The sequence below is a fragment of the Pseudarthrobacter phenanthrenivorans Sphe3 genome (assembly GCF_000189535.1).
Taxonomy (GTDB): domain Bacteria; phylum Actinomycetota; class Actinomycetes; order Actinomycetales; family Micrococcaceae; genus Arthrobacter; species Arthrobacter phenanthrenivorans.
Genome location: NC_015145.1, coordinates 3,351,292 through 3,377,455, shown reverse-complemented (window position 1 = coordinate 3,377,455; position 26,164 = coordinate 3,351,292). Strand labels below are relative to the sequence as shown.

At 67.3% G+C, this 26,164-nt stretch carries 21 protein-coding genes; 10 read left to right on the top strand and 11 right to left on the bottom strand.

The window, feature by feature from the left end; all coding sequences use genetic code 11:
* Nucleotides 1–95 precede the first annotated feature (95 nt).
* The gene (locus tag ASPHE3_RS15730) at nucleotides 96–815 is read left to right on the top strand and encodes a tyrosine-protein phosphatase (protein WP_041652272.1); all 720 of its coding nucleotides are present in this window, start codon (nucleotides 96–98) and stop codon (nucleotides 813–815) included.
* Complete coding sequence (locus ASPHE3_RS15725; RefSeq protein ID WP_013602181.1) at nucleotides 812–2,815, top strand: S1 family peptidase; 2,004 nt, start codon at nucleotides 812–814, stop codon at nucleotides 2,813–2,815. Before ASPHE3_RS15730 ends, ASPHE3_RS15725 begins: the two co-directional genes overlap by 4 nt.
* Nucleotides 2,816–2,818: 3 nt before the next feature.
* Here ASPHE3_RS15725 and ASPHE3_RS15720 read toward each other — a convergent pair whose 3' ends face one another.
* Nucleotides 2,819–3,262: a PaaI family thioesterase gene (locus tag ASPHE3_RS15720; protein WP_013602180.1), complete on the bottom strand. Its 444-nt coding sequence runs from the start codon at nucleotides 3,260–3,262 to the stop codon at nucleotides 2,819–2,821.
* Nucleotides 3,263–3,405: 143 nt separating this feature from the next.
* Here ASPHE3_RS15720 and paaZ point away from each other — a divergent pair, with 143 nt between their 5' ends.
* Nucleotides 3,406–5,517 carry a phenylacetic acid degradation bifunctional protein PaaZ gene (gene paaZ, locus ASPHE3_RS15715; RefSeq protein ID WP_013602179.1) on the top strand — a complete coding sequence of 704 codons (2,112 nt, stop codon included), beginning with the start codon at nucleotides 3,406–3,408 and terminating at the stop codon, nucleotides 5,515–5,517.
* 66 nt (nucleotides 5,518–5,583) lie between these two features.
* Entirely contained in the window at nucleotides 5,584–5,991 is a 408-nt protein-coding gene (locus ASPHE3_RS15710; protein WP_041652270.1) for a VOC family protein, read from the top strand.
* A gap of 81 nt (nucleotides 5,992–6,072) precedes the next feature.
* Here ASPHE3_RS15710 and ASPHE3_RS15705 read toward each other — a convergent pair whose 3' ends face one another.
* The 3 genes from ASPHE3_RS15705 to ASPHE3_RS15695 form a co-directional block, all read right to left on the bottom strand.
* Nucleotides 6,073–6,378, bottom strand: coding sequence for a hypothetical protein (locus ASPHE3_RS15705; protein ID WP_013602177.1), 306 nt, complete (start codon nucleotides 6,376–6,378; stop codon nucleotides 6,073–6,075).
* 12 nt (nucleotides 6,379–6,390) lie between these two features.
* A complete protein-coding gene (locus ASPHE3_RS15700) occupies nucleotides 6,391–7,494 on the bottom strand; it encodes a S1C family serine protease (RefSeq protein WP_013602176.1) in 1,104 nt (367 codons plus the stop codon).
* Nucleotides 7,495–7,691: 197 nt separating this feature from the next.
* Nucleotides 7,692–8,300, bottom strand: a complete 609-nt coding sequence (locus tag ASPHE3_RS15695; RefSeq protein WP_013602175.1) for a TetR/AcrR family transcriptional regulator — start codon at nucleotides 8,298–8,300, stop codon at nucleotides 7,692–7,694.
* Between the two features lie 173 nt (nucleotides 8,301–8,473).
* Between ASPHE3_RS15695 and ASPHE3_RS21590 the strand changes: the two genes are divergently transcribed.
* Entirely contained in the window at nucleotides 8,474–10,273 is a 1,800-nt protein-coding gene (locus tag ASPHE3_RS21590; protein WP_013602174.1) for an MBL fold metallo-hydrolase, read from the top strand.
* Nucleotides 10,274–10,345: 72 nt separating this feature from the next.
* Here ASPHE3_RS21590 and paaK read toward each other — a convergent pair whose 3' ends face one another.
* Nucleotides 10,346–11,701: a phenylacetate--CoA ligase PaaK gene (gene paaK / locus ASPHE3_RS15680; protein WP_013602173.1), complete on the bottom strand. Its 1,356-nt coding sequence runs from the start codon at nucleotides 11,699–11,701 to the stop codon at nucleotides 10,346–10,348.
* A gap of 6 nt (nucleotides 11,702–11,707) precedes the next feature.
* Nucleotides 11,708–12,190: a hotdog fold thioesterase gene (locus ASPHE3_RS15675; protein ID WP_013602172.1), complete on the bottom strand. Its 483-nt coding sequence runs from the start codon at nucleotides 12,188–12,190 to the stop codon at nucleotides 11,708–11,710.
* Between the two features lie 331 nt (nucleotides 12,191–12,521).
* Between ASPHE3_RS15675 and pta the strand changes: the two genes are divergently transcribed.
* On the top strand, nucleotides 12,522–14,600 hold the full coding sequence (gene pta, locus ASPHE3_RS15670) for a phosphate acetyltransferase (protein WP_013602171.1): 2,079 nt from the start codon (nucleotides 12,522–12,524) through the stop codon (nucleotides 14,598–14,600).
* Between the two features lie 60 nt (nucleotides 14,601–14,660).
* On the opposite strand, the gene ASPHE3_RS15665 is transcribed toward pta, so the two are convergent.
* Nucleotides 14,661–14,966: a hypothetical protein gene (locus ASPHE3_RS15665; RefSeq protein WP_013602170.1), complete on the bottom strand. Its 306-nt coding sequence runs from the start codon at nucleotides 14,964–14,966 to the stop codon at nucleotides 14,661–14,663.
* 137 nt (nucleotides 14,967–15,103) lie between these two features.
* Here ASPHE3_RS15665 and ASPHE3_RS15660 point away from each other — a divergent pair, with 137 nt between their 5' ends.
* A complete protein-coding gene (locus ASPHE3_RS15660; protein ID WP_013602169.1) occupies nucleotides 15,104–16,258 on the top strand; it encodes an acetate kinase in 1,155 nt (384 codons plus the stop codon).
* Between the two features lie 58 nt (nucleotides 16,259–16,316).
* On the opposite strand, the gene ASPHE3_RS15655 is transcribed toward ASPHE3_RS15660, so the two are convergent.
* The 4 genes from ASPHE3_RS15655 to ASPHE3_RS15640 form a co-directional block, all read right to left on the bottom strand.
* The gene (locus ASPHE3_RS15655; RefSeq protein ID WP_013602168.1) at nucleotides 16,317–17,513 is read right to left on the bottom strand and encodes an NAD(P)/FAD-dependent oxidoreductase; all 1,197 of its coding nucleotides are present in this window, start codon (nucleotides 17,511–17,513) and stop codon (nucleotides 16,317–16,319) included.
* 4 nt (nucleotides 17,514–17,517) lie between these two features.
* Nucleotides 17,518–17,739, bottom strand: a complete 222-nt coding sequence (locus ASPHE3_RS15650; protein WP_013602167.1) for a hypervirulence associated TUDOR domain-containing protein — start codon at nucleotides 17,737–17,739, stop codon at nucleotides 17,518–17,520.
* A 192-nt stretch (nucleotides 17,740–17,931) separates the two neighbouring features.
* Entirely contained in the window at nucleotides 17,932–20,457 is a 2,526-nt protein-coding gene (locus ASPHE3_RS15645) for an AMP-binding protein (protein ID WP_013602166.1), read from the bottom strand.
* Nucleotides 20,458–20,544: 87 nt separating this feature from the next.
* On the bottom strand, nucleotides 20,545–22,776 hold the full coding sequence (locus tag ASPHE3_RS15640) for a S9 family peptidase (RefSeq protein WP_013602165.1): 2,232 nt from the start codon (nucleotides 22,774–22,776) through the stop codon (nucleotides 20,545–20,547).
* 273 nt (nucleotides 22,777–23,049) lie between these two features.
* Between ASPHE3_RS15640 and ASPHE3_RS15635 the strand changes: the two genes are divergently transcribed.
* The 3 genes from ASPHE3_RS15635 (at nucleotide 23,050) to ASPHE3_RS15625 (ending at nucleotide 26,036) form a co-directional block, all read left to right on the top strand.
* Nucleotides 23,050–23,541: a hypothetical protein gene (locus tag ASPHE3_RS15635; RefSeq protein WP_013602164.1), complete on the top strand. Its 492-nt coding sequence runs from the start codon at nucleotides 23,050–23,052 to the stop codon at nucleotides 23,539–23,541.
* Nucleotides 23,538–25,160, top strand: a complete 1,623-nt coding sequence (locus ASPHE3_RS15630; RefSeq protein WP_013602163.1) for an FAD-dependent monooxygenase — start codon at nucleotides 23,538–23,540, stop codon at nucleotides 25,158–25,160. The genes ASPHE3_RS15635 and ASPHE3_RS15630 overlap by 4 nt, the downstream gene beginning before the upstream one ends.
* Before the next feature lie 453 nt (nucleotides 25,161–25,613).
* Entirely contained in the window at nucleotides 25,614–26,036 is a 423-nt protein-coding gene (locus ASPHE3_RS15625) for an Hsp20/alpha crystallin family protein (RefSeq protein WP_013602162.1), read from the top strand.
* Nucleotides 26,037–26,164: the final 128 nt, after the last annotated feature.

Sequence of the window (26,164 nt, the reverse complement as noted above, 5' to 3'; positions counted from 1 at the left end):
GGGGGTGGCCAAAGCGCTGGGGCCTTTGTGCCCTTTGTTCCCCATGCGCCCTATGTGGCGTGCGACCAATGTGGCCTATGTGATTAGCTGTGCGAATGGAGAAACCGGGCAGGTCCATGGACTGGGATGGTGCTGTCAACGCGTGGCATGTGGCGGGCGGCGTCTACCGCATGGGCCGGCGGGAATGGCTCACGGAAAGAGGATGGCGCCAGGCATACGACGACGGCGTCAGGACCGTGATCGATCTCCGCAACAGTGCAGAGGCGCGCCGGAGGGACACGGACCCCGTGGTCAATGGCGCTGCGTGGTCCGGAATGACGGTGGTTTCGGCGCCCACGGAGGAGCCTGGCGATCCGCGGCTCACTGCAGTGACCGGACCCTACCTCAACGATCCTGCCCATTATGCGGAGAATGCCCGGATCTTCCCGGAGAAGCTCGCGGGGGTTTTCCGGGAGCTGGCTGCCGCCTCGGTCCGGGGCGCCGTGGTGCTGCATTGCGCAGCAGGGCGCGACCGCAGCGGCATGGTGGCCGCCATGGTGCAGGACCTCGCGGGGGATTCCGACCAGGACATTGCCGAGGCATACCGGCGCGCGGCCCGCGGCATCAACGAGCGCTACCGGACCCATGGCCCGCCCCACGACCGGGAGCGCTACCTCGCCGAGGACGAACTTGCGCCGCTGCTTGAGGCGCGCGGACAGGCCGTTGCCCGCTTCGTCCGTGAACTGGATACCCGCGGGTTCCTCCTTGATCACGGGCTGACCGCGGCGGAGTTGGATGCAGTCCTCGCCCTTTGCGGAGCGGGGGTGGCCCGGTGAGGGCCGGCCTGGCGCGTTTGCTCACTGCCGGCGCCGCGGCGGGACTGCTCGCTTCATCCGGCTTCGCCGCCGGTCCCGTCCGGGCCGCCGACGGTTCCGAACTCCCGGCCCCTTCAGCCACTGCCACGCAGCCCACTAGCAGCCCAGGCTTGTCCGAGGCGGCCCTTGAGGAAGCTGTTGCCCGGGACCTTGGCCTGACGCCCGAAGAGTTCGCTGCTGCCGGTGAGCGGGGGACCCAGGCGGCCGCTGCTGCGGGGAAGCTCCGCGACGTTCCGGGATACCTGGGAATCCGGCTGCAGGACGGCAGGATTGTGGTGTCCGGATCCGGGGACGAACTGCACGCGGCGGTGGCCGCGCTCGCTGCGGATGTCCCAGGACTCACCGTTGAAGCTCCGCCGGTCCCGGAAGAGACTCCGCAGCCCGCCCCGGAAGAGACTCCACAGCCCGTCCCGGATCCGGGTTCCAAGCTGGCACTGAGCACTGAACAGCTCTTCAAGGCGTACCTCGACGAAGTGGGGCCGCGTGGCTTGCAGGCGGTGCTTTCGGCTGGCGGCAAGTTTGTCATCCGGACCGGAGCCGACAACTCCGCAGAAGCCGGAAAGGACGCGGGCGGAACGCCCTCCACCACGCCCGGCGCCGCCGCCCCAGGCAAGATCTCGCCGGCAGAGTTCGTGGCGCGGTTCGCCAACGTGGAGCTCGACGGCGGCGCGCCCCTTGGGCCTGAGGCCGACGTTCCCGGGGGAGTGGGTTACATCGCCGACACCGGGTGGGTCTGCTCCACCGGTTTTTCCGCCTTCGATCCGGCCGGCCTGCCGTCCGTCCTGACCGCGGGCCACTGCACTTCTGACGGCACCGCCCAGACGGCCGAACTGGAGTTCCAGTTCAACCGCACAGGCCTGCTGGGCCGGTTCGGCTTCAGCCAGTTCGGCGGTCCGGGGAACTCTCCGGTGGTGGAAGATCCGCTGGACCCGGACAACCTGGGCAATGTAGGTACGGATGTGGCCGTGGTGGAATCCCTGCGCGCCGACCTTGATCCGATTCCGGCCGCCAGTACCTGGGGTGACCCGTCGGAGCCGGAACCTGACGTCAAGATCATCGGCACTGCGGATCCGGTTGCGGGAATGGAGGTCTGCAGGTCGGGACGGTCGTCCTTCTGGTCCTGCGGCACGATTGCAGGGGTGGGCATTATCGTGGTGCCCGGCCCGAACTACGCCCAGGACTCCCTGGACTTGCGGGCTTTCCGTGGTTTCGCTTCCTACGATGTCCAGTCCAGCGGCGGAGACTCGGGCGGTCCCTGGGTGAGCGGAAACTATGCCGTGGGAACGCATGCAGCAGGTGAGACGGCGGGTTCGGCCAATGTGGCTATCGGGGCAACGCTGAAAGACGGCCTCGCGGTCCTGCCTGGCTATGAACTGGAGTTGTTCCTGAACAAACCGGCCGTTTCGTCACCGGCGCCGGGTGGCACGTATGAAGGCGGGCAGGTTATCAGCGGGAAGGTTCCCGCCGCCCCCGCCTCTGACGTCCCGGCAAACTCAGCAGTGCGGATCACCATTGAGGGACAGGATCCGTTCGAGGTCCCGGTGGGCGCTGACGGCAGTTGGAGCTTCACAGCGCCGGACAGTAACGAAACGCTCCGTTTCACGGCAGAAACAGTCAATGGGTACAGCGCTTCGGGCACTGCGGCATTTGAGTTCGCCTCCGCGGTGCCTGCCCGGCCTGCGCCCCCGGTCACGCCCCCAGCTGGAACCAACCCCGCCCCGTCCCCCGCGGGGACGGAGGACGGGGGCGGCAGCACCGCCGTCGTACCTTCCCCCGTCAACACCCCTCCTGCTGACCTGGTGGACACCGGGTACGACCGCCGAAGCAGGGGTACCACAGGCGACCTGGCCTACACAGGTGCCAGCGCGCTTCCGGCAGCAGGTGCCGCGGCAGCTGCGATCCTGGTGGGCGCCCTGCTGATGGTGCTGGTCCGTCGCCGGAAGCAGCATTCGGCCAGGTAGCAGCTACTTGTGGCGCCGCATCAGCAGGTTGGTGATGCGCAGGGTGCAGAGCCGCTGGCCCGCCTCGTTGGTGATGAGCACCTCGTGGGTGGTGAGGGTGCCGCCCAGATGGATGGGCGTTGCCGTGATGGTCACCAGCCCTTCCCGGGCGGAACGGTGATGCGTGGCCGAGACGTCCACGCCCACCGCCGTCTTGCCCATGGTGCTTGCGTGGATGACCGCGGCCCAGGAACCCACCGCTTCGCCCACGGCCAAGGACGCCCCGCCATGCAGCAGGCCGAAGGACTGCCGGTTCCCCTCCACCGGCATGGTGGCCACTACCCGCTCCACGGACTCCTCGACGATCTTCACGCCCATTTTCTCGTCCAGCTCGCCGAGGGTGATCTTCCACAGCTCGTGGGCAGGCTGCTGCTCTTCCGCAGTTTCCTTGGGTGACGGCGCGCTCATGGTTCTCCTTTGGGTGGCGGAATCAGTCCCGGCCTTCTAGTGTGCGGCACGGCACTTCATGTATGGTGAATATATTACCGAACGGACGGTCAGTAATCAGTGGCCGCTTCTGTCTGCCCCTTTGTTGGAAGGACCCGTCAACGATGACCACCACTGCCACAGCTCCCGAGGCCACGGTCGACACCGTCGAGACAGTGCCCAGCTTCGTCCTGGATTCCTGGTGGACGCCCGACGCCGGATCGGCCGCGTCCGCGACGCCCGTCAGGGATGCGAGCACCGGGGAAGTCCTGGCCAAGGTGAGTACCGAAGGGCTGGACCTGGCCGAGGTGGTCGACTACGGCCGGACCACCGGCCAGGAGGAACTGGGACGGCTGACCTTCCACCAGCGCGCCCTCAAGCTCAAGGAACTGGCGCAGTACCTGCACGCCCGGCGCGAGCACTTCTACACCTTCTCGGCGCAGACCGGTGCCACCAAAGTGGACAACCTGATCGATATCGACGGCGGCATCGGCGTCCTCTTCACCTTCGGGTCCAAGGGCCGGCGCGAGCTCCCCAACTCCCAGGTGGTGGTGGACGGGCCCATGGAGGTGCTGTCCAAGGACGGATCCTTCGCCGGCGAGCACATCTACACACGCATCCCGGGCGTGGCCGTGCAGATCAACGCCTTCAACTTCCCGGTCTGGGGGATGCTGGAGAAATTCGCGCCTGCCTTCATCGCCGGTGTGCCCACTATCGTCAAGCCGGCCACGCCCACCGGGTATGTGGCCGCAGCCGTGGTCAAGGCGATCGTCGAATCCAACATCCTGCCCAAGGGCTCGCTGCAACTGATTTCCGGCTCTGTCCGGGGGCTCCTGGACGTGCTGGACTACCGGGACCTGGTGGCCTTCACCGGCTCCGCCTCCACGGCGCTGTCCCTGAAGTCCCATCCCAACGTGGTCCAGGGCGGAGTCCGGTTCACCTCCGAAACAGACTCTCTGAACGCCGCCATCCTTGGCCCTGACGCCGTGGAGGGCACCCCCGAGTTCGACGCCTTCGTCAAGTCCGTGGTCACGGAAATGACCGCCAAGGCAGGCCAGAAGTGCACCGCCATCCGCCGGGCCATCGTGCCGCAGGACCTGGTCCCGGCAGTGTCCGCTGCCGTCGGCAAGCGCATCAGTGAGCGGATTGTCCTGGGCGATCCGCGGGCAGACGGCGTGACCATGGGCGCACTCGCCTCTGTGGAGCAGCTCAATGACGTCCGGGCTGCCGTCCAATCAATGCTCGACGCCGGAGGTGAGCTTGCGTACGGAACGCTCGATTCGCCGTCGGTCACCTCTGCCGACGGAACCACCGGAGTGGTGGAAGGCGGCGCGTTCATGGCGCCGGTCCTGCTGAACTGGCAGGACCCCGAAGCGGAGGAAGTCCACTCACTGGAGGCGTTCGGTCCCGTCTCATCGGTGATCGGCTACAAGGACCTTGCCGACGCCGTCCGCCTCGCCGCCCGCGGCAGCGGCTCCCTGGTGGCCACCGTCTGCACCAACGATCCCGAGGTGGCGCGCGAACTGGTCACCGGCATCGCAGCCCACCACGGCCGCGTGCTCATGCTCAACCGGGAGGACGCCCGCAGCTCCACCGGCCACGGCTCGCCGGTCCCGCACCTGGTCCACGGCGGCCCCGGCCGCGCCGGCGGCGGCGAGGAACTGGGCGGCATCCGGTCGGTGATGCACCACATGCAGCGCACCGCCATCCAAGGCTCGCCCAACATGCTCACCGCAGTCACCGGCGTCTGGCATGCCGGCGCGGACCGCAACTTCACGGTTGAGACCGAGGGGACGCACCCGTTCCGGAAGTCGCTGGAGACGCTGCGGATCGGCGACGCCGTCCGGTCCGACCTGCGGCAGGTCATGCTGGAGGACATCACCGCGTTCGCCAACTCCACCGGGGACACGTTCTACGCCCACACCAACCAGGAGGCCGCGGAAGCCAATCCGTTCTTCCCGGGGATTGTGGCGCATGGCTACCTGCTGCTCGCGTGGGGCGCGGGACTGTTCGTGGAGCCGGCGCCGGGCCCTGTCCTGGCCAACTACGGCCTGGAAAACCTGCGCTTCATCACTCCGGTGGCCGCAGGGGACTCCATCCGCGTGACCCTGACCGCCAAGAAGATCACCCCCCGCGAAACGGACGAGTACGGCGAGGTGGCCTGGGACGCAGTCCTCACGAACCAGAACGACGAGATCGTGGCCACCTACGACGTCCTCACCCTCGTGGAGAAGTAGCCCCACCCTTGCGGGGTATTTTTTCGCGGGCAGAAGCGTAAAATTCTGCCCGTAGGAGGTGGCTAGATGAGCCTTAGATTGAACACAGTCACAACCGTCCTGCCGGTCGATGATCCGGCGCGGGCCCGCAGGTTCTACACCGAAAAACTCGGACTCCCGCACCGCGGCAAGGCAGATGACGGTAGCGAACTACTCGGCAGCGACGGCGGTCCGATGCTGCAGTTGATGCCGGTTTCGGACGGGAAGCACTCCGACCATACGGCCTTGAGCTTCGAGGTCACGGACATCGAGAAAACCGTCCGCGACATGGAGTCCAGGGGCGTGCAGTTCCAGGACTACGACCTGCCGAACCTGAAGACAGAGAACCATATCTGCACCACGGACTCGGAAAAGTGCGCCTGGTTCATGGACACGGAGCACAACATCCTCTGCGTGCATGAGAAGCTCGGCGTGCAGGCTGAATACGAGCTGTAAAGGGCATAACGCAAGGCAACGGCAGGGGCCCTTCCGGATAACCGGAGGGCCCCTGCCGTTGCCTTCAGTACTGAACGAGGGTCAGGACTCGGCGCCGCCGTGCAGGCCGTCGTCACTGCTGTCATCCTCAGGCCCGGTCCCGTGCCCGCTTTCGCTCTGGTCCGAGAGGTCCATGTTGCCGCGGGCCTCGGCCATGGTGGGGCCGCCGGAGGGGACGCTGTAGGTGTCCGGCCGGATGCCGTGGGACTGTTCCTCGATCAGGGCCTGTTCTTCGCTGAAGCGGATTACGTTGGCCTCGTCACCGGCGTCGCCGGGGATGTCCTCCCGGACCTGGGAGGGGTCCGGAATGATGTAGCCGGCGTCCGGTTCTTCCTTGGGGTGGCTCATTTTCTTACCTTCCTATCGGGTGTTACTTGTTGGCCGGGCGATGAGGTCCGCCTTAAGGTCGAGGCTCTGGCCATTCCGCTTGACCTTGAAGCCTACGGTATCGCCGGGGTTGCGGTTGCGGAGTTCAGCCAGCAGCTTCTCAGGGACATTGAGTTCCACGCCTTCCATGGACTCCAGGACGTCGCCGGGGCGGATGCCCGCACGTCCTGCGGGGCCGTCGTCGTCCACTGCCAGGACCACCACGCCGGTGGTGGCCTCGATGCCCAACTGCTCGGCTATCTGGGCGGTCAGTTCGCCGGGAGTGAGGCCCAGGTAGGCGTGTTCGGCGGTGCCGTCCGCAAGCAGTTCCTCCGCGACCTCCACGGCGGTGGCTGCGGGAATCGCGAAGCCGAGCGACACTGCGCCGGCAGAGGGCGGAATGTAGGCCTCGCTGATGCCGATGATCTCCCCGCGCATGTTGATCACGGCGCCGCCGGAATTGCCCGGGCTGATGGGCGCGTCGGTCTGGATCAGGTCCACCAGGGACAGGCTGTTGGAGGCAGACCCGGGAATGGAGCGGTGCAGTCCCGAGATAATGCCGGACGTGGCGGTGTTTTCAAAGCCGAGCGGGGAACCGAGGACCAGGGCGCCTTCGCCCACGCGCGGCAGGTCGGTCTGGTACACGGGTTTGGGGAGTCCGGTGCGGTTGGCCTGGACCAGGGCGAGGTCCGTGACGGGATCGGTGGCCCTGACGGTGCCCTCCACCCGCTGGCCGTCCGCGAAGGCTACTTCCACCCTCTCGTTGCCCCGGATCACGTGCTCGTTGGTGAGGATGAGGCCGTCCTCCGAGTAGACCACGCCGCTGCCCAGTCCGCCCTCGGTGAAGATGGTCACCACGGAGGGAGCCAGGTTCTCCACGAGCTGCGGGATGTCGCCGGCGGCGGCGGGTGCCGGGGCCGCGGCGGTGCTGCCGGGGGTGGCCGTGGAGGTTGCTCCCGGGGAGGATCCGCTGGGCGTCGGGGGAGGGGTGGAGCCGGTGCAGGCGGCCAGGGTCAGCGACGCCGCCAGGACCGCTGCTCCGGCTGCCGCGCGGAAGCGGACGCGCGGGCGTGATGTTCGGCTGCTGCTGGTGCTCATTGACAACCTCCTGCGGATCCTGGCTGGTCCTACCACCGTAGTCGGGGATCTGCAGAAATACCAAGCATCCTTATTATTTTCGAGGGGCGCTGTTCCGATCCGGGGACGCCCAGCAGGAGGTGCCCAGCCCAACTAGGTAGCGCTAAGTGTCGTTTTGGGCGGTCAAAACGACACTTAGCGCTACCTAGTTGGGGTGATTAAGGCTTAGTGGAGTGCAGGCCGTCGAACGCCATGGTGATCACGTCGTCGGCCAGCCGCTGCGGGGAGAGCGAGCCGCCTGGTTTGTACCATTCCACGATCGAGTTGATCATGCCGAACAACAGGCGGGTGACGGTGCGCGGATCGATGTCCTGGCGCAGTGATCCTTCGTCGCGCGCCGCGGAGATCAGTGCGGCCACCTTGTGGTCGAACGTCCGGCGGCGTTCCAGGGCATCCCGCTCGATCTCGGTATTGCCGCGCAGGCGCAGGAGCAGCGTAACGAACGGCAGCCTCTCCACCAGGACGGCCACCGTTTGGCGGAGCACGAACTCAAGGCGCGCGTCGGCCGCGCCGGAAGTGGCGGCGGGTTCTTCCAGAATGGCTTCCAGCCCACCGAGTGCGTGGTCCAGGGCCAGTTTGAGCAGGTCGCCCTTGGAGGGGACGTGGTGGTAGATGGCAGACTTGGAAATGCCGAGGTTGTCGGCAAGGATGCCCATGGACGTCGCGTCGTAGCCGTGCCGGTTGAAGACGTCGACGGCGATGCGCAGCACCGATTGCTGGTCGTATCCCGGGCGGCCGCGCTTGGTGGGTGCATCAGTTGTGGACATACCGGCCATTTTCTCATGAACGTTCGGTAATTAGCGTTATTAGTTGATCGGGACCTTGGACTCTGGGCCCCCCTTGGCCGGGCGGCCACGCTGGTTGGGGAGGCCGCTGCCGCCTCCCGCGCACGCCTGACTAAGGACTGACCCAGGAAAAGGCTGACCAGGAAGGCCCGCTCATGGACCCCGCAATGCCCCAGCCCACCGCCGTCGCGGACGGCGTGTACCAGCTCAGCACCGGAAGGGGCCGGCTCGCCTCCCACGTTTACCTGGTGCGCTCCGGCCAGGGGTGGGTCCTGGTGGATACAGGCTGGCCGAATGCCGCAGAGCAGATCGTGGCGGCGGCGAAATCCCTTTTCGGCGCGGACGTGCCGGCGGCGATAGTCCTGACGCATATCCACCCCGACCATTCCGGTGCCGCCCCGGAACTGGCCCGGCGGTGGAACCTGCCCGTCCACGTCCACCCTGCTGAGCTGCCGCAAGCTCCCGGACAGCTGCTTGATGAGTATGCGAACCCCCTGGACCGGTGGGTGCTGAGGCCGTTGCTGAAGGTCCTGCCGCCAGGGACCATGCCGGCGACGGACATGAGCGGTGTGGTGCGCCCCTTCGATCCGGCCGGCGGGGTGCCGGGGCTGCGGGACTGGACGTGCGTGCCCACGCCCGGGCACACGCCGGGACATGTCGCACTCTTTCGCGAGTCCGACGGCGTGCTGCTTACAGGCGACGCCCTGCTGACCACGGACCTGAACTCGGTGCGCGGCCTCCTGGGACGCACGCCGAGGGTCAGCGGTCCGCCCTGGATCGCCACCTGGGACTGGCCGACGGCGGAGGCTTCGGTGCGTGCGCTGGCGCGGCTTAAGCCGCGGGTGCTGGCCAGCGGGCATGGTCCCGCAATGAGCGGGCAGGAAGCCGCGCGGCAGCTGGACGAGCTCGCTTCCCGGAGTGCGGCGCGCGGTCCCGCCGGTCCCGCCTCTGCGGCGCCTGCCGATTATCTTTGCGTGGCCGCCGCCAGGATGGGCGGGCCGGAAGTACTGGAAGTTGTACGACGGCGGCTGAGGGCGCCGCGCCGGGGCGAGGCCAGGGTGCGGGTCGAGGCCTGCAGCGTGAGCGCCGTCGACGTGCAGGCGCGGAACGGTCTCTCCACCTACCCGCCACAATTCCCGTTTGTGCCCGGTTACGCCGTGGTGGGCGTGGTGGACGCAGTAGGACCGGGTGTCACTGCGGTGGCCGCCGGTGACAGGGTGGTGGTGATGACCGAGAAGGGCGGGTACGCCGAGTACGTCTTTGTCAGTTCGCACCCAATGATGCGCATTCCCGCCGGCCTGGACGCAGGGGACGTGGTGGCGGTGGCGCTGAACTACCTGGTGGCCCACCAGGCGCTGTCACGGGGTGCCCGGATTCGGCGTGGCCAGGCGATCCTCATTCTCGGCGCGGCCGGCGGGATCGGAACAGCGCTTGTCCAGCTCGGCCAGTTGTTGGAGCTCCGGATGTACGGCGTGGATATCCCAGCAAAGCACCCGTGGCTTAGCGAGCACGGGGTGGTGCCGCTGGACCCGTCACCGGAGGACGTGGTCAAGGCACTGCAAAGCATGGAGCCCTCCGGCGTGGATGCCGTTCTGGACGGAGCAGGCGGGAGCTGGGTGGACACCGGCCTGGTGGTCCTGCGGCCGGGCGGGGTGCTGGTGGAATATGCCAACCCGGGGAGCCCCGGTGCAACTGTGCGTCTCATGCTGCGGGCCCTGGGCCGGAAGCTGGTTCCGAAGGGAAGGCGGATCCGCCTGTACGGAACAACGTCCTGGCGGCTGGACCGGAAACCGCTGATGGACGCGTGGGCTACGCTGTACTCGCTCCTCGAGGACGGGAAGATCAGGCCCGTGATCGCGGACCGGTTCCCGCTGTCCAGGGCAAAAGAGGCGCACGCCCGGCTGGAAGGCGGGGACGTCGTCGGAAACCTCGTCCTGCTGTCGGAAAACTCCTGACGGCCGGCAGCAACAGACCCCACGGAAACGCGAAGGCGCCGGCAGCCGAAGCCGCCGGCGCCACCTGAAGCGCTACGCCTTGGGGCGCAGGTCGTAGATGCGGCGCAGCTTGCCGTTGGACCGCTCCAGCGACCCCGGCTCCACAACATCCACCGCGCATGAAGAACCCACGTGGATCTTGATCTGCTCCTTCAAGGTGCGCGCCGCCGTCGCACTCTGCTCCACGGTGACCGAATCGCGGCGCTCAATCTTCACCGTCATCTGGTCCATCCGCTGGCCCTCGGGCCGCGTGAGTTCCAGCTGGAAGTGCGGGCTTAGCTCGGGGATCCGCAAGGCGATTTCCTCGATCTGCGACGGGAACAGGTTCACGCCGCGCAGGATAATCATGTCGTCGCTGCGGCCGGTGATCCGTCCCATCCGGCGGTGGGCCGGTCGGGCCGAACCGGGGAGCAGGCGGGTGAGGTCCTTGGTGCGGTAGCGGATGATCGGCAGCGCTTCCTTGGTGAGCGACGTGAAGACCAGCTCGCCGTGCTCGCCGTCGCGCAGGACGTTCTCCTTGCCCACCACGGGGTTGAAGGGGTCGATGATTTCGGGGCGGAAGTGGTCCTCCCAGATGTGGCTGCCGTCCTGCGTTTCCACTGCTTCGCCGGCCACGCCGGGGCCCATGACCTCGGACAAACCGTAGATGTCGCAAGCCTTGAGGTTCATGGTCACCTCCAGCTCGTGCCGCATCTCCTCCGTCCACGGCTCCGCGCCCAGCACGGCGTATTTCAGGGACGTGGAGGCGGGGTCGATGCCCATGTGCGCCATGGCGTCCGCGATGGTCAGCAGGTAGGTGGGGGTGGCCAGGATCGCATCGGGCTTGAAGTCCTGGATCAGCTGGATCTGGCGTTCGGTCTGGCCGCCGGAGATGGGGATGACGGTGCACCCCAGGGCCTCGGCGCCGGCATGGGCGCCCAGGCCGCCGGTGAAGAGGCCGTAGCCGTAGGCGTTGTGGACCTTCATGCCGGGGCGGATGCCGGAGGCGCGGAAGCTGCGTGCCACCAACTTGGCCCAGTCGGCCAGGTCCTGCTTGGTGTAGCCGACGACGGTGGGCCGGCCCGTGGTGCCCGAGCTGGCGTGGACGCGTGCCACCTGGTTTTGCGGCACCGCGAACATGCCGAACGGGTATTCCTCGCGCAGGTCATCCTTGGTGGTGAAGGGGAAGTTACCCAGGTCGTCCAGTTCGCGCAGGTCGTTGGGGTGGATGCCGGCGTCGTCGAACTTCCGCTTGTACAGGGGCACCCGCTCGTAGGCGTAGGCGACGGTGTGCTGCAGCCGGCTGAGCTGGAGGGCCTCGAGCTCGTCGCGGGAGATGGTCTCCTCGCGGTCCAGTCCGGCGCCGGCTGCTGTGGTGGCTGCGGGGGATTCAGGGGCGTGCAGGGTCATGGTTTCCTACTTCTTGGGGATGGTGCGGCTGCGTCCGCGGAACTCGGCAATGAGCTCGCCGGGCTGGTTCGGGGTGGGCTGGCCTGGCTCGGCGGACGCCTGGGTCTCCGCGTCGGTGGCGAAAATCTGGATGTCGTACAGGCCGCTGCGTCCGGCGCTGGAACGGCGGTCTGCGACGGCGGTGAGCACTTGGCCGCGGAAGGCCGGCTTGAGGAAATTGATGTCAACGCCGGAGGCCACGGTGATGCTGTTCTCCTCACCTGGCACCGGCACCGCTGGGTTGCAGGCGAGGGCGAAAGCGGTGTCACCGAAGGCGAAGATCATTCCGCCATGGGCCATGCCGAAGCCGTTGAGCATTTCCTGCCGGAGGGTCATCCGGATGGTGGCATGCCCGTCGCTGAGGGCGAGGACCTGGATTCCCATCCACTCGGAGGCATAGTCGTTCTCGAGTATCTGGTGTGTGGGCCCGGAAAGGGCGGTTTCAGCCATGCGTCATTGCCTCCAGCTTTATTTACCGAATGTTCATTAGGTAATCCCATAAGGGGGTCCGGTGTCAAGGGGATGCGGCTCCGGGGCGTGCCTTCCTGCCCACTTACTTCGGCGGGCCGGCGTGCTGGGGCCGGGACACGCCGTCGTACGCGGCGCGCCGCCCGGTGTGGGGAAAAGCAACTGGGCAGGAACGCACTGTCGCGGCGCGCACCTAACCGTGAGATGGCACGTAGCGGCGGACAAGGCGGCGGACATTGCGGTGAAGTGCCATCCCGCGGGGCGCGAAGTGCAAGGATGGAGGGACCGGCACCAGCACAGCAAAGGGCGGACCATGGCCAAAGGCATCTATGTCAGCGCAACCACCCCCGGCTCGGGCAAGTCACTCGTGGCCCTGGGTCTGGCGGACACCCTGCACCGGCACGCGGACAGGATCGGCTTCTTCAAGCCGGTGGTCCACGGCCCGGATGCCGCGGCCGATCCCATGGTGGCGCTGATGAAGTCCCGCTTCGCGCTGGAGGATGAGCGGTGCCGCGGCGGCCTGACTTACACCGAAGTCCGGAACCTGCTGGCGGAGGGAAACCGGGCCGAGATCGACGCCCGCTGCGTGGAGATCTTCGCTGACATCTCACGCCACTGCGACGTGGTGATCGTGGAGGGGACGGACCTCGTGGGCCAGGACTCCGCCGTCGAATTCGACCTCAATGCCCGGTTGGCCAACAACCTGGCCACCCCCGTGGTGGCCGTGGTGGGTGCCAAAGGACTGACTGTTGCCGAGGCCGCCGCCGCTGTCGAGGTCGCCCGCAAGGAACTCGCCGCTGAACGTTGCACGCTGCTGGCCATCCTGGTGAACCGCGCGGACCCGGAGGACGTGGAAGGCATCGCTGCGGAAGTGAAGCCCGGCGCCTCCAAGCGTCCCGTATACGTCCTGCCTGAGCTGGAGGAGATCGCACGCCCCACCACCGGCGAGGTGGCCACCGCGCTGGGCGTGCGGCAGATCGCCGGGCGCCGGGACATGGAGCGCGACGTGAAGGACATCAAGGTGGCGGCCATGAACGTTGGCAACTTCCTGAACGTGCTCGACGACGGTGCCCTGGTCATCGTGCCGGGGGACCGCGCGGACGTGATGGTGGCCTGCCTGGCGGCGTCGTTCTCGCCCGAGTTTCCCGTGGCGTCCGCGCTCATCCTCACGGGCGGGCTCGCCCCGGACGCCAACATCTACCCGCTCCTGGCGCAGGCGCCGTTCCCCGTGTTCGCCGCCAAGGAGGACACGTACACCACGGCCCGCCGGGTATCGGAGGTCCGGAGCGAGATCTGGTCCGGGCACCGCCGCAAAGTGGCCTCCGCCCTGGGCCTGTGGTCCCGGCGGGTTGATGAGACCGAGCTGGTGGAACGCCTTCACCTGCCGCGGGCTGAGCGGATGACGCCGCTGCGCTTCCTGCATGACCTTATCGAAAGGGCCCGCTCGCAGCGCCGGCACGTGGTTCTCCCCGAAGGCACGGACGTGCGGATCCTCCGGGCGGCGGAAATCCTGCACCGCCGCGACGTCTGCGACCTGACAGTCCTGGGCCCGGAACCTGACGTCCGCGAACTCGCCTCAGCGAACGGCATCGACCTCACCGGGATCAACATCGTGGACCCGGCCACCTCGGACCTGCGGCAGAAGTTCGCCGAAAAGTATGCCGAGCTGAGGGCACACAAGGGCGTGGACCTGGCGAAGGCGCTGGAAATCATGCAGGACGTCAGCTACTTCGGCACCATGATGGTCCAGCTGGGGGTGGTGGACGGGATGGTCTCGGGAGCGGCGCACACCACGGCGCACACCATCCGGCCCGCCCTGGAGTTCGTGAAGACCCGCCCCGGCGTGAAGATCGTGTCCTCGGTATTCCTGATGCTCATGCCGGACCGGGTGCTGGTGTACGGGGACTGCGCCGTGAATCCCGATCCCAACGTGGAGCAGCTGGCGGATATCGCCCTGGCCTCGGCTGAAACCGCGGAACAGTTCGGCGTGGAGCCGCGGGTGGCCATGCTGTCCTACTCAACGGGCGGTTCCGGCTCCGGCGAAGCCGTGGACGAGGTGCGGCAGGCAACCGAACTGGTGCGCCAGCGCCGCCCGGACCTCGCCGTCGAAGGGCCTATCCAGTACGACGCCGCGGTGGACGCCTCGATTGCGCAGTCCAAAATGCCGGGGTCCTCGGTGGCCGGGCAGGCCACGGTGTTCATCTTCCCAGACCTGAACACCGGCAACAACACGTACAAGGCGGTGCAGCAGAGCTCGGGCGCCGTGGCTGTGGGACCCGTGCTGCAGGGGCTGCGCAAGCCGGTCAACGACCTCTCGCGCGGCTGCACCGTCGAGGACATCGTGAACACGGTGGCCATCACTGCGATCCAGGCGCAGGCGCCCGCTTCCTGAGCCAACAAAAAGGGCGACGGCGGCACCCGCGTGGGTGCCGCCGTCGTCCTTGTGCAGGTCTTAGCTGTTGTCCGGCTTGGCGAGGCTCTCGTCGTCCTCCTGCTTGGCGGGTTCGTCCGAAAGGCCCTGCGGGGTGAGGTCCAGGTCCTCGGTGTTCTCCGGGGCTTCAGGGGCTTCGCCGGTTTCGGCGGCCTTGAGGTTGCCGGTGTCATCCAGGGCCGGGTTGGCGCCCTCGACGCCGGTGGGGTCCTTGGTCCCGGAGCCGGTCCCGGTGTCCGAATCCGCCTGGGCATTCAGGGGAGCGGTGCTGCTGGATCCCGTGTTGGTGGGATCATTCTCGTCAATCGACGTTGGTTCGTTCGTCATGGCAGTGTCCTCTCGCGCGTGGTCCAGCCTGTCCGCCCCGACTCTAGGCGCAGCCGGGCCCCCACCGCAAGGAAACGGCAGGCGCGCCCACCTATAGTGGGGTTTGAACTGCAGAAGCAAGGCTCAGGAGGCCCCGCATGCTCGTGCTCGTCATCAACTCCGGCTCGTCCTCGCTCAAGTACCAGGTGCGCGACGTCGCAGCCGGGAGCGTCCTGACCGAGGGGCTGATCGAGAAGATCGGCATGGGCAACGGCGGCGGCGGGGATGGCGAGATCGAGGGCCCGCGGGACCACGCGGAGGCCCTGGAGCAGGTGGAAGCAGCCATCCACCAGGAGCTGGGCGACCTGGAGCTGGCCGCGGTGGGGCACCGGGTGGTGCACGGCGGCGAGCGCTTCGCCGAGCCCGTGCTGATCGACAACGAGATCACGCGCGCCATCGAGCGGCTGAACCCGCTGGCGCCGCTGCACAACCCGGCCAACGTGCTGGGCATCCGGGCCATCACCAAGAAGTGGCCGGACATGCCGCAGGTGGCCGTCTTCGACACCGCCTTCCACCGCACCCTCCCTGAGCACGCCTGGCGCTACGCCGTCCCGGACGAGCTGTACACCAACCACGGCATCCGCCGCTACGGCTTCCACGGCACCTCCCACGAGTACGTCACGCGCCGCGCCGCAGCGCTGCTGGACCTCCCCGTGGAGGAGTTCGACGGCGTGATCGCCCACCTGGGCAACGGCGCCTCCGTCACGGCCATCAGGGGCGGCCAGTCAGTGGACACCTCCATGGGCTTCACCCCGCTCGAAGGCCTGGTGATGGGCACCCGCTCCGGGGACCTGGACCCGTCCATCCTCGTGTTCCTGGGCCGGGCAGGCTGGACACCGGAAGACATCGACACCATGCTCAACCGCGAATCCGGGCTCAAGGGCCTGGCCGGCAACAACGACATGCGCTCCGTGGTGGAGGCTTCCGAGTCCGGCGACGCCAGGGCCGCCATGGCGCTCGCGGTCACGTCCTACCGGCTTGCCAAGTACATCGGCGGGTACCACGTGGCCGTCGGCGGGGCGAAAGCGCTCGTGTTCACGGCCGGAATCGGCGAGAACTCGCACCAGTTCCGCGCCCTGGTGGCGGACAGGCTGGGCGCGCTCGGCATCGAGCTCCACGCCGGCCTGAACACTGAGCGGTCCAAGGAGCCGCGGGTCATTTCCACCCCACAGTCCGCCATTCCCGTCCTGGTGGTTCCCACGGACGAGGAACGCGCCATCGCGGAGGCGACGGCCGCCGTCGTCAGCGGTTAAACCCAGCCCCCGGACGCTCGCTCACTCGATGTGGGTTTTCCCCGGATGCTCTCTCAGGTCAGGCGCGGCCCTTGAGGATCATGTTCCAGTAAACCTGCGGAAAAATGTCCCGGTCCACCAACCAGGACAGCCTGCTCTCGTTCCACGTGGGCACCCGCGGGATGGTGGGCATGGGCCGGTAGCGGTCGTCGAACTCCGCGAACACCACAGTGTCCCGGGATACCGTGAAAGGGCATACCGAGTAGCCGTTGTACTTGGCCCGCAGAGGTTTGCCTTTCCGCGCGGCCACCAGGTTCCTGGCCAGGACCTTGGTCTGCTTCCGCAGGGCGCCCCCGGATTTGGAGTTGGTGGTCCCGGCCGCGTCTCCCAGCGACCAGACGTTCTGGAACCGGATGTGCCGGAGCGTCTGGCGGTCAACCTCCACGAAACCTCCGGCGTCTCCCGCTGCCGGCAGGTCGGTTGCCTTGAGCCAGTCAGGGGCGGACTGGGGAGGGACGGCGTTGAGGACGTCGTAGTGCAGGCTTTCCTCCGTGCCCGCCTCAAGGTTCCGGATTGTCGCTGCCTGTCCGGCCGCGTCCACGGCCACCAGTTCGCTGTTGGTCCACAGTTCGATGCCGTACTCCGCAATCTTCCGGTCCAGCTCCCGGTCCACCTCCGGCACCCCGAACGCCGTGGGATAGGGCTGGACCATCACCACCCGGATCTTGTCCAGCACGCCCTGTTCGCGCCAGTAGTCGCAGGCAAGGTACATAGGTTTCTGGCTGGCGCCGCCGCATTTGATGGGACCTGAGGGCATAGTGAACACGGCCGTGCCGGAGGTGAGGCCGCTCAGCAGGGTCCACGCCTTGGACGCCAGTTCGAACTCGTAATGCGACGTACCGTGGGGCGAATGAACCGCTTCCGCCATCCCCGGCACGGCGTCCCAGTCGTACTGCAGCCCGGGGCAGACCACCAGCTGGCCATAGGACACGGCGGAGCCTGAGGCCAGGGCTACGGTGTTGGCGTCGGTGTCCACATCCACCGCGGCGTCCCGGATCCAGGTGACTCCGGAAGGCGTCACGGATTCCTGCGAGCGGACGGCCTCCTGGGCCTGGGCCCGTCCCCCGGCGATGTGCGAGAACAGCGGCTGGTAGAAGTGGTGGTCCTTGGGCTCGACAATGGCGACATCCTTCACCCCGTAGCGCTCCAGGCGGGCGGCCAGGGATACCCCTGCGTTGCCGCCGCCGATGACGACCACCTCGTGCTGCGCGGCCATGGTGCTACTTCTTCTCGTTCTGGCTGGCTTCGGTCAGGGCAGAGGCCTTGTGTGCCGCCCGTGCCCCGGTCTTGGCGGATTCCACCACGTACTGCGGTTCGTCCCCGCTGGCCCGGTGGGTGTTCCCGTCCAGTTCAAAGTCGCTGGTTTTCTTCTCCACGATCTTGCCGTGGGTCTTGCCCTGCGGGGTGTTCCATTCCACGGACGTTCCCTTGCGTAGCGGCATCCCTGCTCCTTCAAGTGGGCCCGGAAACGCTCGCGCCCGGGACGGAAAACAACTGCTCCACAATAGTAAGCATGGTTAGCTTCCGGGGCACCGTCCCTTTGCCCGGGGTCTGGGCGGGCAGACGGGGGGAGACTCTGCCGGGCGAAGACGCTGGTGAGCGGACGACGGCGGCACGCGGCCGCCGTCGTGCGCTTACTTCCGCGCCAGCAGGCGTTGCGCTGCCCCCGCGATCCTGTTGCAGAGGGCCCAGTAGGCAATCCCGGCCGCCAGCGAGGCGGCCAGCGCCAGCGGCAGGCCCAGCCCCGTCAACGGCGGGTAGACCAGCCAGTGCACGAGGTAGATATGCATGGACGCGCTGGCCAGCAGGACCAGAATCCGGCTCAGCGCCCGCGGCACCGGCAGGGTGGGCAGCCAGGCCAGCAGCAGGATTCCGGCCATCACGGTGAGGTCGCGCGTGGGGTCCGTGAAGAATCCCGGAACGGTGAGCACGGCCAGGGCGGAGACGACGCAGCGCTGGGCCAGTGTGCGCGAGCGGGCCACCGCCCAACCGAGCGCGAACAGCCACAGGGCCGGGACCGTATAGGGGACGCCGGGTTCCACGATCTCGTACCGGGTCAGCAACCCGCCGCCGAACAGGATCAGCGGAAAAACGAAGGGGAACCGGCGCTCGGCGCGGTGCAGCCACGGGATGGAGAGCAGGGCCGTCATGGCGAGCAGGATGTAGACCATCACCTCGATGAACCAGAAATGCCACTGTGTGGTCACCTGCTCGTCTCCCAGCATGGAGTTCAGGAGGAGGATGTTCACCAGCCCGTAGCGGTCCGTGATGAGGTCGGCGAAGGCGATGAACACCATGCTGGGAACCGCGATCCGGGCCACGCTGGTGAGCTGGCGGCGCAGGCGGGGCAGCCGTTCGCCGGCGAGCTGGAAGCGGGCAAAGTTGAACCCGGCCGCCGCGATGAGCACGTGGGCCATGCCCTGCCAGCTGAGCAGGCCAATATGAGTGCCGGCGATAAGGAAGATTCCCACCGCCCGGAGGACGACGCTGGTGTCTACCGGGGCAAGCAGCCGGGCAACCCTGTCCCTGGCCGGTTTGCTGGCCGGCCTCGGCTTCAGGTTCTTGACGGGAGTGATGTGCCAGTCGGGCGGCAGGTGGCCCAGCGCCTGCTCCAGCCGGACCGAGGCTGCCACAAAGGAGAGCGAATCGCCGCCGAGCGAAACGAAGGTGTCGGTGTCGGCGATTTCGGGCTGCTCCAGGGTCTCTTCGAAGATCCTGCGGACAGTATCGGGGCGGGCGTCAATGGTCTCAGGCGTGGTGGTCCTTGGCGCGTCCTGGCTGTCCTGCCTCTTTGTCAGGGCTGCCACGGCCGGGTAGTCCACCTTGCCCGTGGCCAGGCGGGGGAGTTCGTCCACGGTATGGAGTTCGACGGCGGCCCGCGGCAGACCGAGGCCCTGGGCCAGGACTTTGGTGAGCAGCCGCGTGTCCTGGGTCCCCTCGACGGCGACCACCAGCCCCTGGTCAGTTCCGGCGCTGGCCGCCTTCACGCCCAGGTCCGCCAGGATGCGTTCCACCTGTCCCAGGTCAACGCGTAGTCCCACGATCTTGACGAACCGGCTGCGCCGCCCGCAGACCTCGTAAAGGCCTGCAGCGTTCTTCCGGGCGAGGTCTCCGGTGCGGAGTTCCGTGACGGTCCGGCCCAGCGCCAGGTCCTGCGGGGACTCCGCATAGCCCAGCATCACGTTGGGTCCCGTGTATACCAGTTCGCCGTGCTCCAGGCCCGGCACTGGCTCAATGCGGAAGTATCCGCCGGGAACCGGAACGCCAATAGCGCCCGGGTTGGCCGCGGCCAGGTCCGGGGGGAGGTACGCCATCCGTGCGGTGGCCTCCGTGGCGCCATACATGACGAACAGGTCCCAGCCCTGCCGGCTGCCCAGTTCGGCATAGTGGCGAACAGCTTCCGGGGCAAGCTTCCCGCCGGCCTGGGTGACATAGCGGAGGCGGGGCAAATCCATGTCCGCGAAGCCTACGCGTTCCAGCAATTCGAACGTGTAGGGAACGGCCGCGAACGAGGTGGCACCTCCGCTCCGGAACGCATCCCAGAAGCATGGATCCACCACGGAAAGGCCGGTCAGGACCAGCCCGGCGCCGCGGAGCAGGTGGCTGTTGATGACCGAGAGTCCGTAGCAGTAGGACATGGGCAGGGTTGTGGCGGCCCGGTCCTCAGGCGTGATACCGAGGTAGGTGGCGATGGACTCGGCGTTCGCCTGCAGGTTGGCGTGGGACAGCCGCACCAGCTTCGGGGAACCGGTTGACCCTGACGTGCTCAGGAGGAGCGCGAGGTCCGGGTGGAGCTCATGCGCGGTCCCCGGCCTGCGCTCGTCCAGGAGGCACTCGCCGTTGGCCGACCGGACCACCACGTCAGCGTCGTAGGCCGCCACGAGGGATTCCAGTGCTGCCGGCTTGTCTTCGGGCAGGAGGAGCAGGGGGTGCCCGGACACGAGGGCACCCAGGTATGCCACCAGGGACTCGACGTCGTTCGAGGCCGCGAGGGCGACAAGGCGCCGTTCAGTGCCCAGCTTCCGGGCAAAAGCGTCGACGCGGGCGGCGAGTTCCCGGTAGGTCAGGGTCAGCCCGTCGGCAAGGATGGCAGGTCTGTTTCCGTAGCTCGCAAGATCGGCAGCGAAAGAAACCCGCGCGAAGTCAAGCTGCGTGGTCATCCGACGATGGTATTAGTTAAGCCTTACCTAACTAAAATCCGCCGTTATAGAACAACTGATGGAGAAATAAAGGCGTACGGTTCCCTCCTACTTCAGCCCGGCACCCGGCAGCAGCTCGGTGGCGTCGAGGGAATCGGCGATGAAGGCGTAATCCCAGGCGCGCTCGCGCCATTGCACGTAACGGCCGGAGGCGCCGCCGTGGCCGCCGTCCATCTCGATCTTCATCACGATCGGTTCGGTGCCGGTGGTCTTGTTCCGCAGCTCCTGCACCCACTTGGCCGGTTCCACGTAGAGCACCCGGGTGTCATTGAAGGACGTGACGGCGGCGATCTTGGGGTAGGCAGCCGCCCGCACGTTCTCATAAGGGGAGTAGGACTTCATGTACGCGTAGGCTTCGGGATCCGTGATGGGATTCCCCCATTCCTCCCACTCGAGCGCAGAGAGCGGAAGCTCCGGATCCAGGATGCTCGTGAGCGGATCCACGAACGGCACCTGCGCCACAATGACGGCGTACTTTTCCGGAGCCATGTTCGCCACCGCGCCCATCAGTAGTCCGCCTGCCGAGCCGCCCAGGGCAGCGATCCGCGTCGGATCCACCCAGCCCGAGTCCGCGAGCCAGTCGGTGGCGTCCACAAAATCGGTGAAGGTGTTTTTCTTCTCCAGCTTCTTGCCGTTCTCGTACCAGTGCCGGCCCAGCTCGCCGCCGCCGCGGATGTGGGCGATCACGAATACCACGCCGCGGTCCAGGAGCGACAGCCGGGCGATGCCGAAACCGGGATCCATGCTCATCTCATAGGAGCCGTACCCGTACACCAGGCCGGCCGCCGTCGAATCCTGCTTGACGGCCTTGTGCCGCAGCACCGAGAGCGGGATCCTGGTGCCGTCAGCGGCATCGGCCCATTCGCGGGTGGCAATGTAGTCGCTGCCGTCATACCCGCCCAGGACCGGACTTTCCTTGCGCAGCAGGAGCTCACCGGCGGGCTTGTCCTCGGTGGGCAGCACGAAGTCATACACCCGGGAGGGCGTGAAGTAGGACGTGTAGCCCAGCCTGATGACCGGCGCCTCATAGTCGGATCCGCCCACCCCGGCGGTGTAGAGCTCCTCGTCGAAGGCCGGCTCCACCGGAACCTCCTGCGCGGGCGTGCCCAACCCGGCCAGGCCAATGAACTGCACCCGTTCAATGGTGTCCTTGCGGATGGAAACCACCAGGTGCGTGGAGGTGACGCCGGCGCCGTTGACGCGGACGTCGTCGGAATGTTCGACGACGGTGACCCACTCCTGCTCGGCCAGCGGCTTGGCAAGCCCGGCCGGGTCCGCCAGGGAAACCATGGAGTTCACGGCGCCGCGGTTGTGCGTGATCAGGATCCGCTCGCTCTTCTGCCCGTCCGGCCCGGGCAGCAGGAACGGCTCAGCCTCGTACAGCACCCGCTCGTCCCGCGGAATGACAGTGGTGACCTCCTGCGCGGGATCGTCGAAGCGGAGCAGGCGCGTCTCGCTGTACTCCGAGCAGCCGATCCCCAGCACGAGGTAGCGCCGGTCAGAGGAAAGTTCGAAGCCCAGCCACATGGCGGCGTCGTCCTCCTGGTAGATGACCACGTCATCGGCCACCGGCGTGCCCAGGGTGTGGGCCTTGACCTGGTACGGGCGCCAGGAATCGTCCACCACAGTGTAGAAAAGCCGGGTGCCGTCGGGGGAGAAGGCGACGCCGTAAAAGATGTTTTCAATGACGTCGGGGAGCAGTTCGCCGGTCCGGAGGTCCTTGATGCGGAGGGTGAAGCGTTCGTCCCCGGAGTTGTCCACGGCGTAGGCGTAGAGGTTCCCGTCCACGGTCACGGCGGAGCCGCCTACCGAGAAGAAGGGCTTGCCTTCGGCCTCCACGTTGCAGTCCAGGAGGATCTCCTCGCCGGGAATGCCGACGCCGGGCTGCACTGCGGGCGGCGTCCAGTCGGCGATCTTGTCCTCCGTGTCCGCGGCCCTGACCCGGCAGTGGATGCCGTATTCCTTGCCCTCCACGGAGCGGCTGAAGTACCACCAGCCGTCCTTGCGGTGCGGCACTGACAGGTCGGTCTCCTGCGTGCGGCCTTTGATTTCCTGGAAAATCGCCTCCCGCAACGGCTCCTGGTGGGCCGTCACCGCCTCCTGGTAGGCATTCTCTGCTTTCAGGTGTTTCACCACCTCCTGGGATTCCTTGTCCCGCAGCCACTCGTAGTTATCCACGAAAACGTCCCCGTGGTGGCGCCGTTCAGTGGGGACCTTCTTGGCGACCGGAGGCATGGGAGCGGACGTGGCGGCGGAGTCCTGCAGCGGAGTCTGGGTCATTCCTTCAATATATAGAGCCGCCCGGACAATTCACCCGCCGTTCGCTACCGGACGATTACCCAGCATCCCGGGGCGCGGGGGCCGGCGAAAGAGGGCCAAAGACCCTAGGTCCGGGGCCGCGGGGTGCGGGAGGGTGGGGAAGTAGGCCGGTTGGACCAGGCCGGCCGCTTGGACCGGGCAGGAAGGGAGAAACCGATGTCCAGCGATTCGGGTCCGGCGCCCAGGGCACGTGCTTGGAAAGCAGTGGCCCGTTGTGCGGGAAGGAGCGCAGTAATGCTCGCCCGCCGGCAGGTCCACCTGCCCAAGGAAAATGTGGGAAGGATCCTGCAGTTTGCGGACGGCAGCACCACAAGGGTTTACCGGGAGACCACCGTTGACGGCGGTGGGCCCGTTGAGCCGTGTGTGCTGGTGGTCGCATTCACGCTCAGGCTGGTGCGGGGACGCGCGCACCGTTTCTTTGAGGCGGAAAGCCTGCTTAACACGCCGCTGTTCGTCGGGTTCCCGGGATTCGTGTCCAAGCTCTGGTGCGCGCATGACAGTCGTGGAGTTTATCGGGGGCTCTACGAATGGGATGGCGCAGCCAGGGCCCGCCACTACGCGTCGTCGCTGTGGCGGGTCCTGGAACTGGTCAGCGTTCCAGGCTCCATCAGTTACAAGGTTCTGCCGGGGCTGCGCCGGGATGAGGTGCTGGCCAACCCGGAACGGATGCAGGACATGGTGTCGGGTTCCGGGCAGGGGTGGTGGCGGCTCCTCAGCCGCACATGAGCGCCCAGAGCGACATCCTGGTGGTCGGCGCCGGCCCTGCCGGCCTGGCGACAGCACTTCAGGCCCATGCCCACGGAGCCACGGTCCGCATCGTCGACAGGCGGTCGGAGCGGGTCCGGCCCTCTCGAGCCTTGATGCTCCATGCCCGGGCGCTGGAAGGGCTTCGGCCGCTGGGCGTCACGGACGAGCTGCTCAACAGGGCGGACACCACGCCCGAAGCGAGGATCCACTTGGGGAAACGGGTGGTGCAGGCCAAGCTCGGCCACGCCGACCTTCCTGACACTGCCTTCCCGCACCTGACGCTGGTCCGGCAGGCCGACGTCGAGGACGTTCTCTGGCACGCCCTCCAGGCCAGGGACGTGCCGGTGGACTGGGGAGTTGAGTTCCGCGGCCTGGAAGGCCATGGCAGGGATGGCGCGTCCGGCAGGGACGGCGGGGTACGTGCGGAGCTGGCGCTGGCCGGCACGGACCCGGGACATACCCGCACGGACCGGCGCCTGGAACAGCATGAATGCCGTTACCTCGCCGGTTGCGACGGGCAGTCAAGTATCGCGCGGGGCCTGGTCGGCGCCGAATGGCGCGGCGCGCCGTACCGGGTGGAGGCCGTCCTGGCGGACCTTGAACTCGACGGCCCCCTCGATCCCGGACTCCTTCACGCCGCCGTTGCAGGTCCGGGGCTGGTGTTCCTTTTCGCACTCGGGGAAGGGGCAACCTGGCGAATGCTCGCCACCCGCCCGGCCGGGCCACATCCTGCCGGGCCATTCGGGCAGCTGGGGCCGGCGGTTCCCTGGAAGGACGTCGCGGAGCTGGTGGACGGCTCTGGGCTGGGGGCAACAGTCCGGGAGGTGCGCTGGTCCGCCCAGGTCCCGCTGCAGCACAGGCTCGCGAGCAGGTTCCGCAGCGGACCCCTGTTCCTGGCAGGCGACGCGGCGCACGCCCATTCCCCAGCCGGCGGGCAGGGAATGAACAACGGCATCCTGGATGGGCTGAACCTCGGCTGGAAGCTGGGCCTTGCCTCAGCCGGTGGAGAGCACCGGGAGTTGCTGGACTCCTACGACCACGAACGGCGCCTGGCGGCCCGGCGCGTCCTGGCCCTGACGCACGTTATCTTCTTCGGCGAGGCATCACCCCACCCCCTCGCCCGTCTCCTCCGCAGCGTCCTGCCGCTATCCGCCCCGTTGCTGCCGGTGCTCCTGCGGCAGCGGCGCCTCACCGCCGTCGGCATCAGGCTGCTGGCCCAGCCTTTCGTGAGGTACCGGCAGAGCCCGATTTCCCTGGAAGGGACCCCGCCTGCCGCAGGGTGGCCGCGGCCGGGGGACAGGTTGCCGGATGCGGCTGCTGCTGTGGAGGGCGGGCAATGCACGCGGCTTCACGAGCTGACTGCCACGCCGGGCCTCCATGTCTTCGTGGAGCGCGACGCCGGGTGGGACACCTTGGGTGCCGGTCCAGCCTTCTCCAGCAGCAGGGTTCACGTCCATAGGCTCACCAGCCACCCCGGTCGGGGCATTGTGGGGGTGCGTCCGGACGGCCATGTCGGGTTCCGCTGCGGGGAGGCGGACCTGCAGCAGTTGGGTGCCTGGCTCCGGCTGGCGGGCGCGGTCGGGGACTGGCGGGCCTAGTGGGCTTGAGGCGGCAGGCGTATCCTGTTCACGCCAAGGCACGTCCATCAAACGTGAGAGGGGAAAGTCGATGACCATCCCGCCAGTGCACGAGCCCGAGCCGTTCCCGCCGGAGCCTGGCCCGGATCAGCCTGATCCCGCCCACCCCGGCCACCCCGGCCCTAATCCGTTCCCCACGCCGCAGCCCCCGGGGCCCCTCCCGGTGCCGGATCCTGGCCCGGCGCCGCTGCGTCCAGATCCCACCCGGAGCTGATCCGGCGGGAGTTGAGGGGCTCTCCGCATGCTGCGGAGGGCCCCTCAACCACGTCCGGCCACTGCCCGAAAACCAGGAAAAAATTCTTCCCTGGACCCCTTGCAGACCTGCTTTGGCAGTGCTAAAAAATCTATATCAGCCAATACAGATCGGCTGATATGAAAACAAGTGTTGGACCGTCTCTTACGAGGAGGGAAGCCATGTTGATGCGAACCGATCCGTTCCGCGAGCTGGACAGGCTGGCCCAGCAGGTCCTCGGCACGGCGGCGCGCCCGGCAGCGATGCCTATGGACGCGTGGCGGGAGGACCAGGAATTTGTGGTGGCCTTTGATCTGCCTGGCGTCGCACTGGATTCTGTGAATCTGGATGTGGAACGGAACGTCCTGACGGTACGGGCCGAGCGTCCCGAACCCGCGGGCAAGGACACCGAGCTGATCGCCTCCGAGCGGCCGAGCGGCGTCTTCAGCCGCCAGCTGATCCTCGGGGACACCTTGGATACCGAGAATGTTAAGGCTACCTACGACGCCGGTGTCCTGACGCTGCGGATTCCTGTCGCCGAAAAGGCCAAGCCGCGCAAGATCGAAATTGAGACGAAGGGGGCAAAGCAGGAGATAGCCGCCTAGTTTCAACACAGGATCGGGACGTCGGGCATTTGCTGACTGCCTTTAGGGCGGATCGCGAAGTATGCACGCCACAGCGCTTAAAGCGCACCGGCAGCCTACGCCCGCACTTCCCGATATGGCGGCCCCCG

What these genes read in the sequence shown, in the direction of transcription:
- ASPHE3_RS15730 (WP_041652272.1), top strand. Translation starts at nt 96, where the DNA reads ATGGAGAAACCGGGCAGGTCCATGGACTGGGATGGTGCTGTCAACGCG.
- ASPHE3_RS15720 (WP_013602180.1), bottom strand. Translation starts at nt 3,262, where the DNA reads ATGAGCGCGCCGTCACCCAAGGAAACTGCGGAAGAGCAGCAGCCTGCC.
- paaZ (WP_013602179.1), top strand. Translation starts at nt 3,406, where the DNA reads ATGACCACCACTGCCACAGCTCCCGAGGCCACGGTCGACACCGTCGAG.
- ASPHE3_RS15710 (WP_041652270.1), top strand. Translation starts at nt 5,584, where the DNA reads ATGAGCCTTAGATTGAACACAGTCACAACCGTCCTGCCGGTCGATGAT.
- ASPHE3_RS15705 (WP_013602177.1), bottom strand. Translation starts at nt 6,378, where the DNA reads ATGAGCCACCCCAAGGAAGAACCGGACGCCGGCTACATCATTCCGGAC.
- ASPHE3_RS15700 (WP_013602176.1), bottom strand. Translation starts at nt 7,494, where the DNA reads ATGAGCACCAGCAGCAGCCGAACATCACGCCCGCGCGTCCGCTTCCGC.
- ASPHE3_RS15695 (WP_013602175.1), bottom strand. Translation starts at nt 8,300, where the DNA reads ATGTCCACAACTGATGCACCCACCAAGCGCGGCCGCCCGGGATACGAC.
- ASPHE3_RS21590 (WP_013602174.1), top strand. Translation starts at nt 8,474, where the DNA reads ATGGACCCCGCAATGCCCCAGCCCACCGCCGTCGCGGACGGCGTGTAC.
- paaK (WP_013602173.1), bottom strand. Translation starts at nt 11,701, where the DNA reads ATGACCCTGCACGCCCCTGAATCCCCCGCAGCCACCACAGCAGCCGGC.
- ASPHE3_RS15675 (WP_013602172.1), bottom strand. Translation starts at nt 12,190, where the DNA reads ATGGCTGAAACCGCCCTTTCCGGGCCCACACACCAGATACTCGAGAAC.
- pta (WP_013602171.1), top strand. Translation starts at nt 12,522, where the DNA reads ATGGCCAAAGGCATCTATGTCAGCGCAACCACCCCCGGCTCGGGCAAG.
- ASPHE3_RS15665 (WP_013602170.1), bottom strand. Translation starts at nt 14,966, where the DNA reads ATGACGAACGAACCAACGTCGATTGACGAGAATGATCCCACCAACACG.
- ASPHE3_RS15660 (WP_013602169.1), top strand. Translation starts at nt 15,104, where the DNA reads ATGCTCGTGCTCGTCATCAACTCCGGCTCGTCCTCGCTCAAGTACCAG.
- ASPHE3_RS15655 (WP_013602168.1), bottom strand. Translation starts at nt 17,513, where the DNA reads ATGGCCGCGCAGCACGAGGTGGTCGTCATCGGCGGCGGCAACGCAGGG.
- ASPHE3_RS15650 (WP_013602167.1), bottom strand. Translation starts at nt 17,739, where the DNA reads ATGCCGCTACGCAAGGGAACGTCCGTGGAATGGAACACCCCGCAGGGC.
- ASPHE3_RS15645 (WP_013602166.1), bottom strand. Translation starts at nt 20,457, where the DNA reads ATGACCACGCAGCTTGACTTCGCGCGGGTTTCTTTCGCTGCCGATCTT.
- ASPHE3_RS15640 (WP_013602165.1), bottom strand. Translation starts at nt 22,776, where the DNA reads ATGACCCAGACTCCGCTGCAGGACTCCGCCGCCACGTCCGCTCCCATG.
- ASPHE3_RS15635 (WP_013602164.1), top strand. Translation starts at nt 23,050, where the DNA reads ATGCTCGCCCGCCGGCAGGTCCACCTGCCCAAGGAAAATGTGGGAAGG.
- ASPHE3_RS15630 (WP_013602163.1), top strand. Translation starts at nt 23,538, where the DNA reads ATGAGCGCCCAGAGCGACATCCTGGTGGTCGGCGCCGGCCCTGCCGGC.
- ASPHE3_RS15625 (WP_013602162.1), top strand. Translation starts at nt 25,614, where the DNA reads ATGTTGATGCGAACCGATCCGTTCCGCGAGCTGGACAGGCTGGCCCAG.